At 45.3% G+C, this 15864-nt stretch carries 15 protein-coding genes and 1 riboswitch; of the genes, 12 read left to right on the forward strand and 3 right to left on the reverse strand.

Annotated features, from left to right (window positions below; all coding sequences use genetic code 11):
* Positions 1-431: 431 nt before the first annotated feature.
* The 4 genes from gdhA (at position 432) to K8U60_RS05690 (ending at position 4832) form a co-directional block, all read left to right on the forward strand.
* Complete coding sequence (gene gdhA, locus K8U60_RS05675) at positions 432-1814, forward strand: NADP-specific glutamate dehydrogenase (RefSeq protein WP_223635600.1); 1383 nt, start codon at positions 432-434, stop codon at positions 1812-1814.
* 216 nt (positions 1815-2030) lie between these two features.
* Positions 2031-3158, forward strand: a complete 1128-nt coding sequence (locus tag K8U60_RS05680; RefSeq protein WP_223635602.1) for a 5-methyltetrahydropteroyltriglutamate--homocysteine S-methyltransferase — start codon at positions 2031-2033, stop codon at positions 3156-3158.
* Positions 3159-3302: 144 nt separating this feature from the next.
* Positions 3303-4262 (forward strand): Abi family protein, encoded by a 960-nt coding sequence (locus tag K8U60_RS05685; RefSeq protein WP_223635604.1) that lies wholly within the window; start codon positions 3303-3305, stop codon positions 4260-4262.
* A gap of 30 nt (positions 4263-4292) precedes the next feature.
* The gene (locus K8U60_RS05690; RefSeq protein ID WP_223635606.1) at positions 4293-4832 is read left to right on the forward strand and encodes a DUF1697 domain-containing protein; all 540 of its coding nucleotides are present in this window, start codon (positions 4293-4295) and stop codon (positions 4830-4832) included.
* 77 nt (positions 4833-4909) lie between these two features.
* On the opposite strand, the gene K8U60_RS05695 is transcribed toward K8U60_RS05690, so the two are convergent.
* Complete coding sequence (locus K8U60_RS05695) at positions 4910-5449, reverse strand: helix-turn-helix domain-containing protein (RefSeq protein ID WP_223635608.1); 540 nt, start codon at positions 5447-5449, stop codon at positions 4910-4912.
* 237 nt (positions 5450-5686) lie between these two features.
* On the opposite strand from K8U60_RS05695, the gene K8U60_RS05700 reads away from it, so the two are divergent.
* The gene (locus tag K8U60_RS05700) at positions 5687-6340 is read left to right on the forward strand and encodes an alpha/beta hydrolase (protein WP_223635611.1); all 654 of its coding nucleotides are present in this window, start codon (positions 5687-5689) and stop codon (positions 6338-6340) included.
* Positions 6341-6363: 23 nt separating this feature from the next.
* Positions 6364-6786, forward strand: a complete 423-nt coding sequence (locus K8U60_RS05705) for a DoxX family protein (protein WP_223635614.1) — start codon at positions 6364-6366, stop codon at positions 6784-6786.
* Between the two features lie 134 nt (positions 6787-6920).
* On the opposite strand, the gene mug is transcribed toward K8U60_RS05705, so the two are convergent.
* On the reverse strand, positions 6921-7430 hold the full coding sequence (gene mug, locus K8U60_RS05710) for a G/U mismatch-specific DNA glycosylase (RefSeq protein ID WP_223636027.1): 510 nt from the start codon (positions 7428-7430) through the stop codon (positions 6921-6923).
* Between the two features lie 38 nt (positions 7431-7468).
* Positions 7469-7675, reverse strand: a complete 207-nt coding sequence (locus tag K8U60_RS05715; RefSeq protein ID WP_223635617.1) for a TM2 domain-containing protein — start codon at positions 7673-7675, stop codon at positions 7469-7471.
* A gap of 581 nt (positions 7676-8256) precedes the next feature.
* On the opposite strand from K8U60_RS05715, the gene K8U60_RS05720 reads away from it, so the two are divergent.
* The 6 genes from K8U60_RS05720 to mtnN all read left to right on the forward strand — a co-directional run bounded on the left by K8U60_RS05720 (position 8257) and on the right by mtnN (position 15703).
* The gene (locus tag K8U60_RS05720; protein WP_223635619.1) at positions 8257-9870 is read left to right on the forward strand and encodes a glycoside hydrolase family 13 protein; all 1614 of its coding nucleotides are present in this window, start codon (positions 8257-8259) and stop codon (positions 9868-9870) included.
* A gap of 612 nt (positions 9871-10482) precedes the next feature.
* Positions 10483-11160, forward strand: coding sequence for a protein kinase family protein (locus tag K8U60_RS05725; RefSeq protein ID WP_223635622.1), 678 nt, complete (start codon positions 10483-10485; stop codon positions 11158-11160).
* A gap of 137 nt (positions 11161-11297) precedes the next feature.
* The gene (locus K8U60_RS05730) at positions 11298-12164 is read left to right on the forward strand and encodes an AraC family transcriptional regulator (protein ID WP_223636030.1); all 867 of its coding nucleotides are present in this window, start codon (positions 11298-11300) and stop codon (positions 12162-12164) included.
* 284 nt (positions 12165-12448) lie between these two features.
* Entirely contained in the window at positions 12449-12895 is a 447-nt protein-coding gene (locus tag K8U60_RS05735) for an SRPBCC family protein (RefSeq protein ID WP_223635625.1), read from the forward strand.
* A 147-nt stretch (positions 12896-13042) separates the two neighbouring features.
* Positions 13043-14413, forward strand: coding sequence for a vWA domain-containing protein (locus tag K8U60_RS05740; RefSeq protein WP_223635627.1), 1371 nt, complete (start codon positions 13043-13045; stop codon positions 14411-14413).
* 113 nt (positions 14414-14526) lie between these two features.
* A riboswitch (purine riboswitch) is annotated at positions 14527-14629 on the forward strand.
* Between the two features lie 171 nt (positions 14630-14800).
* Positions 14801-15703, forward strand: coding sequence for a 5'-methylthioadenosine/S-adenosylhomocysteine nucleosidase (gene mtnN, locus K8U60_RS05745; RefSeq protein WP_223635630.1), 903 nt, complete (start codon positions 14801-14803; stop codon positions 15701-15703).
* The last annotated feature ends 161 nt before the right edge of the window (positions 15704-15864 follow it).

Genomic DNA, 15864 nt, shown 5'->3' on the forward strand with positions numbered 1-15864 from the left:
ACATTTTCAGCCTGTGTGTAACTATAACAAGTTATTCATTTTGGGTGTAGGTGCCGATTTTGTGTCTCTTTTTTTAAACGTTTCATTCTATCATATGAGAAATTCTCCAACGTACTATTTTATAGAAGAAATACCCCGCAAATGAAATAAATAGAAAGTGAAACCGCAGAAAAGTAGAGCTTTTCCACAAAAACACATTATTATTTTTTAAAGAAATTAATTTGTCACAAAAAAATGAAAACACTGAATAGAAGGCAATGATAGCGTTTACTTTTTTATGGAAACCAGGTTATGAAAGATTGGAAGGGTGCTATGTAGCAAATATTAGTTTGCACCGTGTTGCACCAGTTTGTATAATGAGAGATAAATATTAAATGATATGAATAATTATTCAAATATATTGCATATTTTCAAGAGGGGATTGAACGCAATTGACATCTGTACAGCAGGAAAATTCGATTAAGAAGCAATCATCTTATGAATATATACAATCCATCCATAAAAAGGTCAGAGACCGGAATCCTGGAGAAGCAGAGTTTTTGCAGGCAACTTGGGAAGTCTTTGATTCTTTGCAGCCAGTATTTGAACAGCATCCGGAATACGTGGAACAAGGCGTTTTGGAACGCATTTCTGAGCCGGAACGATTTATCGCGTTTCGTGTGACTTGGGAAGACGATGCCGGCAACGTGCATGTCAATCGGGGTTACCGTGTGCAGTTCAACAGTACGCTTGGACCATTCAAAGGCGGTTTGCGTTTCCATCCTTCACTGACAGCGAGTGTCGTAAAATTCCTTGGTTTCGAACAAATCTTCAAGAATGCCTTGACCGGGTTGCCGATCGGCGGTGGAAAAGGCGGATCTGATTTTGATCCGAAAGGAAAGTCAGACCGTGAAATCATGCGTTTCTGCCAAAGCTTCATGACAGAACTGACCCGCCATATCGGTCCGGACATCGATGTTCCAGCAGGAGATATCGGCGTCGGAAAACGGGAAATCGGTTATATGTTCGGCCAATACAAACGTCTCCGGAATGCTTCTGAAGCAGGTGTCTTCACGGGGAAAAATCCGGATAATGGCGGCAGTCTGATCCGTAAGGAAGCAACAGGGTATGGAACTGTCTATTTTGTCGAAGAAATGCTGAAAGAACAAGGGCATTCATTCAAAGGCAGCAAAGTCATTGTTTCCGGATCTGGAAACGTGTCGATCTATGCAATGGAAAAAGCCATTGAATTCGGTGCAACCGTCGTTGCCTGCAGCGATTCGGAAGGCTACATCTACGATCCGGACGGCATTGATGTTGAAACCGTCAAACAGCTGAAAGAAGTCGATAGAAAACGGATTTACCATTACCTTGAAAGTCATCCGAATGCGCAATACGGCAAAGAAAAATCGGAAATCTGGAAAATTCCATGTGATATCGTCCTGCCTTGCGCTACACAGAACGAAATCGACAGAGAAAGTGCACAAGCCATGGTCGAGAATTTGGTGAAGGCTGTAGGAGAAGGCGCAAATATGCCTTGTACGGAAGAAGCGGTCCGCGTACTGACGCATAATAAAGTGCTATTCGCTCCGGCGAAAGCAGCCAATGCAGGCGGCGTTGCAGTTTCTGCAATGGAAATGTCCCAGAACAGCATGCGCTATTCCTGGACAGCAGAAGAAGTGGACGAAAAACTTCTGCAAGTCATGAAAACCATTTACAAGACCTGCACAGAAACTGCGGCACAATACGGTTCACCGGGCAACCTAATTATCGGTGCCAACATCGCCGGCTTCAAAAAAGTCGCCGACGCAATGGTCAGCCACGGCTTGAACTGATTGGGTCATCGGATATAGATTAAAAGCTGTCTGAAGAAATCACTCCAGACAGACGCTTTCAAAGAGATGGGCCAAAGGAATTTGGCCCATCTCTTTGCGACCAGGCAAAAGAGCCGAGTTGAGAAATCTTTACCATTGAAGAAACGAAGAACAAGGCTTTATTTTGCGAAGAGCAGTACTGATCACGCGACCTATACCAGCTATGGAAAGAGGGACATGACATTGACGAACTCGACAACGCAAACAAATCCGGCTTTAGCTCCTTTTAGAGGAGACCATGTAGGCAGCTTCCTACGCCCGGAGCGATTGAAAAAAGCACGCCTCCAACATGAAAATGGTGAGATTAGGGACAATGAGCTCCGTCTGATTGAAGATGAGGAAATCACTAAGCTCGTCGAACAGCAAAAATCGGCGGGATTGAAATCTGTGACGGACGGGGAATTGCGCCGGAAATGGTGGCACTTTGATTTTCTTGGCGGCTTTGATGGAGTGGAGTTCTACGAAACGGATAAAGGCCTTCAATTCAAAGGCGTGGAAACGAGAGCACACGGCATCAAAGTGACCGGCAAGATCAAGTTCAATGGCCATTACATGATTGAGCATTTCAAATTTCTTCTAAGCATTGCTGGGGAGGCGGTAGCCAAGTTCACGATTCCCAGCCCGAATATGCTGCTTTTCCGTGCGTCATTTGAAGATGGCGTCTACGATACGGACGAAGAGCTGTTTGCAGATTTGATCAAAGCCTATCAGGATATCATTGCGGCCCTTTACGATGAAGGCTGCCGTTATCTGCAGATCGACGACACGTCTTGGGCGACGTTCTTTTCTGAAGAGGGAAGGGAATCTCTTCGTGCCAAAGGCCAGGATCCGGATAAAATGGCTGTACAATGTGCACGCGCCATCAATGAAGCGATTGCCGGCAAGCCAGCAGACTTGCTTGTCACCATGCACATCTGCCGCGGTAATTTCAAATCCACGTATACCGCAAGCGGAGGATACGAAGCTTTGTCTGAAACGATTTTTGGCGGACTGGATGTCGATGGTCTATTCTTGGAATTCGATGATGAACGTTCAGGCGGCTTTGAACCATTGCGCCATGTCAACCGAACGAATTTGACGGTTGTCCTTGGATTGATCACTTCGAAGTTCGGTGAGTTGGAAGATCCGGAGCAAGTCAAAAAACGCATTGGCGAAGCCGCTGCCTATGTGCCATTGGAACAGTTATGCCTGAGTCCTCAATGCGGATTTTCTTCGACAGAAGAAGGGAATCTGCTGACAGCGGAACAGCAATGGGAAAAAGTCCGCCATGTCGTGAAGATCGCGGATGATGTCTGGACTGTGTAAAAACACTCCTGCCAATTAAATAGATTCACCCTGCCGTCCCCGGCAACAGTATATGCCGGGGACGGCTTTTTTATTTTGGTGGGCAAGTGGTTTATTAATACAGCCGTTTCGCTTACAGTTGAAGATAAGAAGAATGTGTAAAGGATGAGACATGTGAAGGATTTTGCCTCCCACGCGGAACAACTGGAGATACTCGAGGAGCGGGGCTTGGATGTGCCTGATAAAGCGGCAGCAAAACGGATTTTGTCGCGCGAAAATTATTACGCTTTGATCGATGGCTATAAGGAGCCATTCCTTTTGGATGATGAACGGCTCAATCCCTATGGCCTTGAACATTATCAGGAAGGCACGGAGTTCGGACATATCTATGCGTTGCACAGCTTTGACCGGAAGCTGCGGCTGCTTTTGCTGAACGAGCTGCTGAAATTCGAAAAAAATATCAAGTCGAAAGTGGCATACCGCTTTTCCGAAAAGTTCAGGGAGACAGCCAGCTTTTTGGAACCGGACAATTACAGTCGAGACAGCCGGCACCACCATGAGCGCGACCGCATCATTTCAACACTCGCCAACCTGATCAAAAGCCATAAGAAACGCGACAAAGTGAGGTATCCGGCCATCCGCGATTTTTACGATAAGCATAAGAACGTACCGCTTTGGGTGCTGGTCAATTTTTTGTCGCTTGGCCAGATCACGCATTTCTATACGGTCATCGATGAAGAGCTGAGGGAGCGCATTGCCCGGGACTTTGCGGAGGAGTACAGCGAAGAGTACGGGGAGATCCATTTGAAGCCGGTGGACTTGGATGCCATTTTGCGCATTGTGTTCCCGTACCGCAATAAATCTGCGCACGAAGAAGTGCTGTATCGCTATCATCTTCCGCATCCAGTGGAGCTCGGTACGCTGGAGGGGATGCTGGACATGGGAAAAGGAAGCTTGAGTGGTGCGACCGTGTTTTCCGTGCTGAGCCTGCTGAAGCTGGTGTTATCAAAAGATGATTACGACTGGTTTTCTATGGAACTGGAGAAGATGGTCCAAGAGCTGGAGGAATCGATCCCGGCGCGGGCATTCGAAAAGATTATGAAGGATGTTGGTTTTGTGGAATAAATCCATCAGTTAACGAAGGAGAGGATTTTCATGAAGTATGTGGCATTGCTGAGGGGAATTAATGTAGGCGGCAAGAACAAAGTGGACATGAAGAAATTGAAACTGGCATTCGAAGAAGCTGGAATGTCTTCAGTCACCACTTATATCAATTCGGGAAATATCATTTTTGCTGACGAGAACAACCGAAAAGAACAATTGGCAGCGATTTTGGAAAGAGCAATCGATAGCCATTTTAATCTGAAAATCAATGTACTGGTCTATGATGAAGACGAATTTCAGAAAATCGCGGAGGCCATTCCGGAAAATTGGTCAAACGATCAGCAGATGAAAAGCGATGTATTATTTTTATGGCAGGATGTCGATGAAGAAACAGTACTGGACGGATTGGCCATCAAGCCGGACATCGACCAGGTCATTTACGTGCCAGGTGCGATCCTTTGGGCGGTCGGCAGAGACATGGTCACCAAAAGCGGCATGTTGAAAATCGTTGGATCTGCCCTTTATCAGCGCGTCACCATCCGAAATGTCAACACGGTTCGGAAGATTCAGGGATTGCTGAAATCCCTATAGTCATCGATAATAAAAAACGCTGTTCTTCCGAGTATCAACTGATACCGGCAACAACGTTTATTTGTTGGAGAACTAAGTTAAATTCCGTCCGTCAGTTCAGTATCCGAATAGACAGAAATCAGGACAACTGCTTTTCCTTCGCCGATGTTTTTGACGAAATGAGGCACGCTGGCGTTCCAGCTGAAAGAATCGCCTTCCTCCACCACCATATGGTCTTCTCCTTGTTCAGCAAGCAACTTGCCTTCGAGAACCAGGTGACATTCTTCACCTTCGTGTGCATTTTGTTCGCCCATCGATGCTCCAGGAGGGAATTCGACAAGCCTCATCCGTAATCCGCCTTTGGACGATAAATGCTCAACTTTCAAGCTATTGAAAGTTGAGCGCGTTCTTTCCTCTTTTTTTACGACGCTCATATGCTCCCGCTTTTCCAACAATAAATACGGCATAGGCACTTCTAAAAAGTTCGAGATCGTCTGTAAGGTATTGATGGATGGAGAAGTTTTGTTGTTTTCAATATTGCTGACAAATCCCTTTGATAAACCGGTTTCTTCACACATTTGCGCAATGGTGATTTTCTTGCGATTGCGTATCGCTCGTATTTTTGTTCCGATTTCCATGATTTCACCTCAATAGTTGCCTTATAGAAAATATAATTCTATTTTAGCAAACAAACGGTTGACAATCTAGTACATCGTTGTTATCTTATAAGAAATTAATATTCTTATAAAGAAACAAAAGAGCGGCCTGCCAGGTCATTTTTTTACCACTTTAAGTTCGCTTATAAGAATAAAATATTCTTTTTGGGATTAAGAGTGATCAGGTTCTTAAAACTTGGAAGAGAGAGGAGGGCTATAATGAGCGCACCATTGATTTATGAAATGCGTGGTCCGAACGATTTGGATCCAACAAAAACCTATCCAGCACTTTTTATCATGCATGGCATGAGCAGTAATGAAAAAGATATGCTGAGCTTGGTAAGCGGATTTGAAGAGCAATGTTTTATTTTCAGTATCCGCGGACCTCTTGCTCAACCGCCGGGTTTTGCTTTTTTTACAATTGAAGGGTACGGCAAACCGCATCGCCATGCATTTGACCGGGCAGTTGAGCAGGTCATCGGCTTTGTAGATTGGACAAAAGATGAATATCCCGTGGACAAAGCCCAGATCTATTTGATGGGATTCAGCCAAGGAGCGATTTTATCGATGACGGTCGGGTTGAAAACAGAAAACCCGGTGAAAGGGATTGTTGCTTTGAGCGGCTATGTTCCAGCGTTCGTCAAAACCGAATTCCGGGATAAATCGATGAAGGGGCTGTCGCTGTTCATTTCACACGGAGAAATGGACCAAGCACTGCCATTTGAATGGGGAGAGGCGAGCCGGGATTATTTTCAGCAGTTGAGAGCAGATGTAACATTTAAGAATTACCCGTCCCCGCATACCGTTTCTATGGAGAACTATCAGGATTTTAATAAATGGCTTTCAGATTCATTAGCAGGCAGTAAGAAATAAAGCATTCATAGGAGGAAATAAAAATGACAAATAAAGTTGAAGCAAGTACATTGTTGTTGCGCGTCGTATTGGGAATCAGTTTCTTTATTCACGGATTGGTGAAGTTTCAGGGGGGCATCGGCAATACAGTAGGCTGGTTCGACAGCATCGGCATACCGGGATCACTTGCTTACGCAGTGGCCATCATCGAAATGGTCGGCGGATTTGCGTTGATCATTGGTTTTGGAACTCGCATCGTATCGATCTTATTGGCAATTGTTATGCTGGGTGCCATTTTCACCGCCAAACTTTCAGCTGGCTTTTTGGGTGATGGGACAGGAGCAGGCTATGAATTGGACATCGCCTTCCTGGCAATCGCGATTTTCCTTGCGGTCAACGGCAGCAGAATGTTGGCATTGGACACTAAGCTTGTTGAAGCCAAGCAGACCAATCAACAAAACGCCTAATAATTCAACTGGCAAATTTCAGTGGATCCTTGATCAGTGGCATTGGTCTGGCGAAGTTGTTCACAGATAAAAACAAAAACCTAACTGAAAAGCTGCACATGGCATATGGCCAGGTGCAGCTTTTTAATCATGCATTAAATATAATCATTCAACCCGCTGTAAATCTCCACAATGTCATCCAGCTTCATGCGCACCAGTCCGCTCGAGGACGGAGCGACATATTCAACAATTCCCGGGATGACCGGTTCTTGCTGGACGCCCCAGGAAACGGTTTTTTGTTTGCTGAATTGTTGGTAGACGCCTTTGCCGACAAAACAGACAGCTTTCGGATTCACCTGTCTGATTTTCTGTTCCAGCAGCTTGGCGCCTTCGGCATATTCCTCTTTGGAAATTTCCGCGGCTTCCTTGGTCGGACGCGCAACGATATTCGTCAGTCCATATCCAAGCGCAAGCAACTCACTGTTTTCCTCAGGCCGGTATTTTCGAGGCGTCAATCCAGCTTGGTGGAGAATTTTCCAGAACCGGTTGTTCGGATTGGCGTAATGAAAGCCGGTTTCCGAAGAGCGGATGCTCGGATTGAACCCGACAAATAAAATCTTCAAGTCTTTCTGCAGGTGGTCGGAAATCGGTTCAAGCTGCAAAATTCATTGCCTCCTTAAAACTGTAGAAATAATCCAGTGGATCAGCCTCTGCCATGTTTTCTCTGAAAGTCTTCTTCAGACTGCAATAGGTAGAGGATTCCTTCAATTATACCAATAACTGCAGGGATGCCTGTCCAAAAGAACAACAGATACAGAATCCCCATGCCCGGTTTGCCTAAGTAAAATTTATGCGCGCCGAAGTCGCCGAGGAAAATCGCGAGCAGCGCGGCTGCCAATTTATTTTTCATAATCGATCATCCTTTCCGTTTCTCTAATAGTGTATTCCCGAATTTCATAAAGTTAATGATTATCAAGAACAACAGTGAAATTTTTTTTGCCAAGTCGACTGCAGGTTCCGGTTACCTCGAAATCTACTTTTTAGGATAGAGAGGAAGCATGATTTTGTCCGGAACTCCATAAACAAAATTATTCAAATATCGCTCTTGATTTAAAGGGTAAAGGCTGTAAGGACAAAATAAGCCATAGATCAGACATGTGTCCAAATGAAAACGGTAACATAAAATTAATGTCAGAAAACTTCACAAAATAGGTTTTTTTATTGGTATAGCGGTTATATAAAAAGATATTCACAAAGGGGAAGGTGATGAATCCAACTAAAATCCATAAAATAGTCGGTCTGCTGCCTTGGTAATTTTTTGCGAATTCTGCTACACTATCAACTTGTAATTAGTTTTTCTAAAAAAATGTTGCTGGATAATGGAAACGAATAAAAGTTGAAATAGGCGTTCGGACATCTTCGGAACAAATCAGGGGTTAAGGCCGATTGATTGATAGGGAGACGGGCCAAGGTCTTTGTGAGGGATCAGTTATGAACAAGAAATGGTGGAAAGAAGCAGTTGCATATCAGGTGTATCCGAGAAGTTTTAAGGATTCGAACAGTGACGGCGTTGGGGACATCAACGGCGTGACGAGTAAGTTGGATTATTTGAAAGACCTTGGGATTGATGTGATTTGGATTTGTCCAATGTATAAGTCACCCAATGATGACAATGGTTATGACATAAGCGACTATCAGGATATTATGGAAGAGTTCGGAACGATGGCGGATTTTGACCGCTTGCTCCAAGAAGTGCATGCGCGGGATATGAAGCTGATCATCGATTTGGTCATCAATCATACGAGTGATGAGCATCCATGGTTCATGGAATCACGCGCTTCACTTGATAACGCTAAACGTGATTGGTACATCTGGAGCGATGAGCCGACGAATTGGGAAAGTATTTTCGGCGGAACCGCCTGGGAATACGATCAGGAAACCAAACAATATTATCTGCATTTATTCTCTAAAAAACAGCCGGACTTGAACTGGGAAAACCCGGAAGTACGGCAGTCTTTGTATGACATGGTCAATTGGTGGCTCGACAAAGGAATCGATGGATTCCGGGTAGATGCCATCAGCCATATCAAAAAAGAGTTGAGCGACATCGAGGACCCGGAACAGAATCTGTATGTGCCGGCATGGGAAAAAATGATGAATGTCAAAGGCATCCAGCCCCTGCTTGCGGAATTGCGTGATGAGACATTTGCGAAACACGACATCATGACGGTCGGCGAAGCGAATGGCGTTCAGGCAGGAGACATCAAGGAATGGATTTCCGAGGATGACGGGAAATTCGATATGGTGTTCCAATTCGAAAGCATGGGCCTTTGGGATACCGATTCGACAACGGGAATTGACGTGCCGAAATTGAAGGAAGTGCTGACCAAATGGCAGAAAGCTGTGGAAGGGCATGGGTGGAACGCATTATTCGTGGAAAATCACGACAAGCCGCGCATTGTCTCTTCCTGGGGCGATGACCAGCAGTACTGGCGAGAAAGTGCCACAGCGATCGCCTGCATGTATTTCTTCATGCAGGGCACGCCGTTCATCTACCAGGGACAGGAAATCGGCATGACCAATGCGCCGTTTGAAGAACTGGCGCATTACAACGATATCCAAACGCATAACCTGTACCATTTCAACCGTTCGGAAGGTATGGAGCACGACGCTGTGATGACGATCATCAAGGCGCAAAGCCGTGACCATTCTCGTACGCCGATGCAATGGGATGCCAGCCCGAATGCCGGATTTTCAACCGGCGAGCCATGGCTCCGCGTCAATCCGAACTACGAAGAGATCAATGTGGCAGCACAGCTGCGGGACCCGCATTCCGTTCTTTGGTTTTACCGGAAAATGATCTGGCTGCGCAAGCAACAGAATGTCCTGGTCTATGGAAACTACGAGCTGCAGGATGTCGGCCACGAATCGATTTATGCCTACACCCGTTCGAATGAAGAAAAGACCCTATTGGTCATCACCAATTTGACGGAATACGCCTGCTATTGGGACGAGCCGGAATCGGCACGCTGCTTGTTGAACAATTACCAGCAGCCGGATCCAAAGCAATTGAAGCCTTTTGAAGCACGCGTCTACGAATTGTGAAGCAGAAAGCCCCTGCCCTCGAGCGATTTGCTTGAGGACAGGGGCTTTTGTGTTGGGGACAGCGGATGAGCGGGGAATTTGCTGTAGCGCAAACAAAGTCTGCTATTCCGCAAACAAACCGGATATTGCGCAAACAAACATCGGTATTCCGCAAACAACGGTGTCGATTCCGCAAACAAAGCCGATTATCCCGCAAACAAAGCCTCCACAAGCCATATAGTATAAGAAGTACACCGGTTTTATTCACCTGAATAAGAATAAAATCTGCCAGCCAGATGAAATAATGGATTTTCGTCTACTAATAGGTCCAATTAGCCTGTATATTCTTCATTAAGCAGGCGTCTGAAATTTTGACCATAAAACAGAAAAAAACACCTTGCCCGAGGGCAAGATGTTTTCGATAGTTTGCGGCGTATCAAGCCACGCTCCACAACGTGTTTCCAAAAAGGAGTGCTTGTCCGTCTTACGCAAACGAGCTCATCGCGTAGTTAACAATAGAGCATGTGCATGAGTCTGTCAATGTTTTCGCCGAAATGGGATCTTAGCGCGGAGACATTCGTCAACTAAAGACCAAGAATCGCTACGCAATTTTGGGGATGAGGGAGAGTTGTTATGGAGAAATCATGGCAAGAGATTGCGGAATTGCTGTCAGCAATTAAGATAGTAGCCAATCCGGATAATGAACCGGTGAGCATAGAAGGGATTGCAGAGGGATTCCGCTGCATCGGAGTCGGAACTGATGCAGCAGTGTTCCAATTTTTGGAAACACCAAAATATGCTTTCAAAATATATGCAGAAAACAAACAGGATAAGCTCGAAGCGGAAGCGAAAGTTTATGCGCAAATTGACTTCTCGCCTTATTTCTCCAGCTGTTATGGTCTAACGGACCGGTTGCTGGTGATCAAGTATGAAGAAGGCTTAACCCTGTTTGATTGTCTGCTGCAGGGAGTTCATGTTTCGAAACGAGTGATGGAGGATGTAGAAGAGGCCAGGAATTATATCCGGCAAATCGGGTTAAATCCACGGGATATCCATTTGAAAAATATTTTATTGCAGAACGGGCGGGCGAAGCTTCTGGATGTTTCCGAGTATATAAAACCCGGCAATGATTTTAGGTGGGAGCATTTGAAAAAAGCCTATGAGGAATATTATCCGCTCATCGATGGCAAGCCGATGCCTTACTGGTTATTGGACACCATCAGGAAGTGGTACCATCATTGGAACCGATACTCGTCTTCTTTTGATGAGTTTATGAAAATCGTCTCGAAGCAGATGAGTTACTGGAAATAGTAAGGTCCCCAATAAGTTTCCGGCTGAGAAGACGATGCGTGAACAACAATGAAGCGACCGTTTCCGTACAGAAAAAGTCGGATGCGCTGGTTTTATTCCCATTAGAATAGAAAGGGAAAGGAGGGGTGTGCGTGGATATGCTGAAGCATATGAATGAAGCGCTGCGCTATATCGAGGACCATCTGGATGGAGACATCGATTTCACTAAAGTAGCAACAATTGCCGGGGTGTCAGAATTCCATTTCCGGAAAATGTTTTCGTATTTGTCGGGCATGGGATTGAGCAGCTATATCCGCAGCCGCCGATTGTCGGAGGCCGCCATCGATCTGCAGCGGGAACAAAGGGTTTTGGATGTAGCCGTCAAATATGGCTATGACTCGGCAGACGGCTTCAGCCGGGCATTCCGTGAATGGTCTGGCATGAGTCCATCGGAAGTGAAGAACAGCGGTCGCTTCAAAGCATTTCCACGCCTGACTTTCCAATTGACGATTCAAGGAGGAATGGATATGGAATGCCGCATCGCAGAAAAAGACGCTTTTAAATTAGTAGGAATCAAAAAACGCGTGCCCATCGTTTTCGAAGGGCCCAATCCGGAAATCATGAAGATGGGGCAGTCCATTACTGGCGAACAGCGCGGACAGCTGCAACAATGGCGCAATACGGATGTCCAGACCGTCGTTAACGCATCGCTTAACTTTGATGATGGGCGCTTGGAGGAAAAAGGCCAGCTGGATCATCTGGTGGGATCGATTACGACCTTAGAAAGCGATTTCGAAGGCTTTGATATCGTGGAAGTGCCTGCGGGAAGTTGGGCGATTTTCAGTCTGGAAGGCCCGTTTCCGCAAAAGCTGCAGGACACCTGGGGCAAAATCTTTTCGGACTGGCTGCCATCTTCAAACTATGAATTGGTCGACGGACCGGAAATTTCCTTCAACGGGGATATGTCGGATCTGCAGAATGTCTATAGTGAAATCTGGATTCCGGTGAAGAAACGCCAGGAATGACAGTTGCTCTCCAGCGCATCAACGGCTTCAGTGGCCGGCCGATGCACTGGAGAGTTTTTTGATGTGAATAAAACGGCGTTCTTGTAAACATGAAAAAAATTGATTTCCCACTATCATTTCTTGAAAGCTATGGTTTTGGCCGGCACAAGTGGCTTTCTTTTACAATGTTCTAAAAGGATAATAAGATGAACCTACATAACGAAAACGGAAATTGAGTGCATTAACTGCAAAACAGTGAATATGTCCAAAAAGGTGAAAATCAGTATACGAAGGAGGAGAAAAGCATGTGGACGATTCGAAAAAGTATTGTGATCGATCGGTCGGTTGAGGAAGTTTTCAACTATGCGTCAAATCCTGTTTATTGGCACCAATGGTATACAGGTCTTTCGGAGCTTGAGAATTTAAAAGGGGACGGCGAAGTAGGGACAACCATGGACATGAAATATACGTTGCTGGGAATGAACCTGCCGATATCACTTGAAGTGATAGAAAAATCACGTGCAGGCAATAGCCGTTTTTGGAACGGCCAAATCAGTGGAGCCATCAATTCAAAGCAGTCCTGGACTTATCATACGGAAGGAACCGGAACAGAGGTCAAGTTTGAAATGGGATATGAATTGCCGGGCAGTGTGTTTGGGAAAGTCGCCAATAAGCTGATCGTGAAAAAGCTGATGGACAATTCGGCAGAACAGACCCTGAAAAATCTGAAAGATATTTGTGAAACTGACTGACGCCATAAAGCTGAAAAGTCATACTCCTCCATTGAACTGGATGGAAGGTATGGCTTTTCGTTTATTCCAAATAACTGTGGAAAACGAAACTTCTTTATGAACAAAGCCGTAAACTATGAAAGAAAGACGAATGGAGTGAAACGTTTTATGAAGAAGTTCAACGGATTGATGGTGGCTGGCTTTTTATCCACCGTAATACTTACGGGATGTTCGGATAATGAAGATGATGCATCCAAGGTGCCGGCTGCCGGGCAAGAGCAAACAGCTGAAGAAGAAACGGTGGTAGAAAAAAAGGTGGCAGAAACCGAAACCGCGGAAGCGGCTGTACATAATGTAGAAGAGATTGTGAAAGAGAAAGGCAAGTACAATATCCAGCAGATGACGGATCAGCAAAAGGAAGAGCTGCAAGCAGAACTGGAAGCGGCACCTGAAGGAATGTCAGGAGAGGAAGCTTACTCCTTTGCAGTCTCACTGGTGGCGGTGGACATTGAGGAAGCCGCAGAGAAGTTTGAAGCCATTGATCCCGTGATTACCATGGATTCCTCTACTCCGGAAGACAGCATTACATTGCCTCAAGAGGAAACGGTCAATGTCGCAATTCTGCTCGATGCAAGTGGAAGCATGGCAGGACAGGTATCGGGCGGTGAAAAGATGAAACTGGCTAAAGAAGCAGTGCAGACATATGCAGCAGACTTGCCGGAAGGATCCAACGTCATGCTTCGGGTTTATGGACATGAAGGGACCGGCACCAATGCGGACAAGGATATGTCCTGTAACAGCAATGAAGTGGTCTATGATCTGGGTGTCTATGATGAGCAGGCATTCAGCAAATCCTTGGATCAGTTCGCTCCGACAGGTTGGACACCTTTAGCAGGGGCGATTGAAGCTGCCAAGGAAGATCTCAAAGAACAAAAAGGTGAAAATGTCCGTAATGTAGTTTATGTGGTCAGTGATGGCATTGAAACTTGTGGCGGCGATCCAGTGTCTGCTGCTGCTTCATTGACTGGATCCGCTATTCAGGCAGAAGTGAACATCATCGGCTTTGATGTTGACAACGAAGGCCAGGCCCAGCTGGAAGCTGTAGCGAAAGCAGGGAATGGACAATATAAATCCGTCTATTCGGAAAGCGATTTGAATGAGTACCTCAAACAGGAACACAGTCGCCTATACTGGGAATGGTTGGCCTGGGGAAATGACCGGTATTTGGAAATTCTCCAGCAAAGCAACGATATTGCCGGAGACTTATTGAGCTACAATAATGAAATCTACGGGAAATCCCTGGCTGAAAACAATAAAATGAATCGTCTACAAGATGAGCTGGAGGAGTTTGGCAAATTCAAAGACAAGGAAGCGGCCGATCAATACAATAAATTGGCAACTACTAGACATGAAACCCTTACTCAATACTTCAGACAGGAAAAAGAGAGGAAAGACACGATCCGCAAAGATATATATGAACAATTGGAAAAGAAGGTGAAAGAAACAAGTGAGGAAAAAGAAGGGGATTATGCTTCTTAAAGAGTAGAACCCATCATTATATCCTATTTTAACGAACATTAAATCGTTACTTATGGTTTAATGTTCGTTATTTTGTTGACCAGTTGTTTTGTGTTTGCTATAGTTGCCAAGTAACAGAAAAACAATATATCGCTCGTATAAACTCGGTAATACGGTCCGAGTGTTTCTACCAGGTTCCCCTTAAAGAACCGGACTACGAGCCGAAGTATCTGGTTAGCCGAGTTTTCGGCCAATCACTTTTTGAATGCTTGGCGTGTGGATCAGCTCTCCTTATTCAATTGAAACTTTGGCTCCCAAATGTCCGAAAGGTAGTGTTTTTCAGACCGTTTCAGGGCCTTTTTTCTTTGGCCGCATTGCCGTTGAGCAGACATCAAGGAGGAAATTCACATGAAAAAGATTCAATCGAAGACAGGACTAAGCAATCGCATTTTATTGGGAATCATAGCCATGATCTTATTGGCGGTGCTCGCTGGGTGCAGTTCAGCGGATGAAGCTGAAGCAACAGAAGACAAAGAAGAAACCAAACGACCGATCCTGATTCAGGGACCTATGCCGATTGAAGCTGAAACCTTCGCGGAGCGCCTTGAAAACGTAAAGGTGGAAGAATCAGGTTCGACGTATGAATTTTATATCGGTACGGTTGATGGCTATCCAGTCATCGTATCAAAAACAGGCAAAGGCATGGAAAACGCGGCTGCCTCTACGGCAATCGCTATTGAAAAATACAATCCGGCCGCCATCATCAACCAGGGAACGTCAGGTGGGCACGATCCGGAACTGAATGTGTTCGATATCGTTCTTGGAGAACGTACGGTCAACATCGGCTCGATGAAGACGGGAGACCGTGCAGCAGGTGAAGGCATTGAACCGACCGAATGGAAGCCGATGGACGTCATGGCTTCTGAAGGAAGTGCAGGAGAAGATCCGAATGCAGAAAAAGCCCGTTATTATGAAGGGGATGCTGATCTATTGGCTGCAGCGAACGCCGTGAAGGACAGCTACACGAAAGGCAAGATCGTCGAAGGGACAATCGGCTCGGCTGACTTGTGGAATAACGAAGTGGACCGCATCAACTGGTTCCATGAAAACTATGGCACGTCAGTTGAAGAAATGGAATCGGCATCTGTTGCGATGATTTCGAAAGCCTATGATGTACCTTTCCTCGCAATCCGAATTCTGTCGAACAATAAAACCAACGACGGCGCTTATAATGCAGATACTGCAATAGCGAACCAGGAATATGTCTATGAGGTTGTTAAAGAGTATATTGCTTCTTTAGAAAGTGAATAAAGAACAACTTCAATTATTGAAGCTTGCACGAACTTTTGTGAAAAACAAAAGTTCGTGCTTTTTTGTGGAATGACTGAATGGTCCTATTTTCAGCTTTTAATCAAGTGACTATCAAACTATAGTTGACAGAATAAATAGATTGAAAAACTGGAAGAAAGTAC

Origin of the sequence: Planococcus circulans (assembly GCF_020023385.1) — a bacterium.
In the GTDB taxonomy this organism is placed as follows: domain Bacteria; phylum Bacillota; class Bacilli; order Bacillales_A; family Planococcaceae; genus Planococcus.

What these genes read in the sequence shown, in the direction of transcription:
- K8U60_RS05680 (WP_223635602.1), top strand. Translation starts at nt 2,031, where the DNA reads ATGACATTGACGAACTCGACAACGCAAACAAATCCGGCTTTAGCTCCT.
- K8U60_RS05685 (WP_223635604.1), top strand. Translation starts at nt 3,303, where the DNA reads ATGAGACATGTGAAGGATTTTGCCTCCCACGCGGAACAACTGGAGATA.
- K8U60_RS05690 (WP_223635606.1), top strand. Translation starts at nt 4,293, where the DNA reads ATGAAGTATGTGGCATTGCTGAGGGGAATTAATGTAGGCGGCAAGAAC.
- K8U60_RS05695 (WP_223635608.1), bottom strand. Translation starts at nt 5,449, where the DNA reads ATGGAAATCGGAACAAAAATACGAGCGATACGCAATCGCAAGAAAATC.
- K8U60_RS05700 (WP_223635611.1), top strand. Translation starts at nt 5,687, where the DNA reads ATGAGCGCACCATTGATTTATGAAATGCGTGGTCCGAACGATTTGGAT.
- K8U60_RS05705 (WP_223635614.1), top strand. Translation starts at nt 6,364, where the DNA reads ATGACAAATAAAGTTGAAGCAAGTACATTGTTGTTGCGCGTCGTATTG.
- K8U60_RS05715 (WP_223635617.1), bottom strand. Translation starts at nt 7,675, where the DNA reads ATGAAAAATAAATTGGCAGCCGCGCTGCTCGCGATTTTCCTCGGCGAC.
- K8U60_RS05720 (WP_223635619.1), top strand. Translation starts at nt 8,257, where the DNA reads ATGAACAAGAAATGGTGGAAAGAAGCAGTTGCATATCAGGTGTATCCG.
- K8U60_RS05725 (WP_223635622.1), top strand. Translation starts at nt 10,483, where the DNA reads ATGGAGAAATCATGGCAAGAGATTGCGGAATTGCTGTCAGCAATTAAG.
- K8U60_RS05730 (WP_223636030.1), top strand. Translation starts at nt 11,298, where the DNA reads ATGCTGAAGCATATGAATGAAGCGCTGCGCTATATCGAGGACCATCTG.
- K8U60_RS05735 (WP_223635625.1), top strand. Translation starts at nt 12,449, where the DNA reads ATGTGGACGATTCGAAAAAGTATTGTGATCGATCGGTCGGTTGAGGAA.
- K8U60_RS05740 (WP_223635627.1), top strand. Translation starts at nt 13,043, where the DNA reads ATGAAGAAGTTCAACGGATTGATGGTGGCTGGCTTTTTATCCACCGTA.
- mtnN (WP_223635630.1), top strand. Translation starts at nt 14,801, where the DNA reads ATGAAAAAGATTCAATCGAAGACAGGACTAAGCAATCGCATTTTATTG.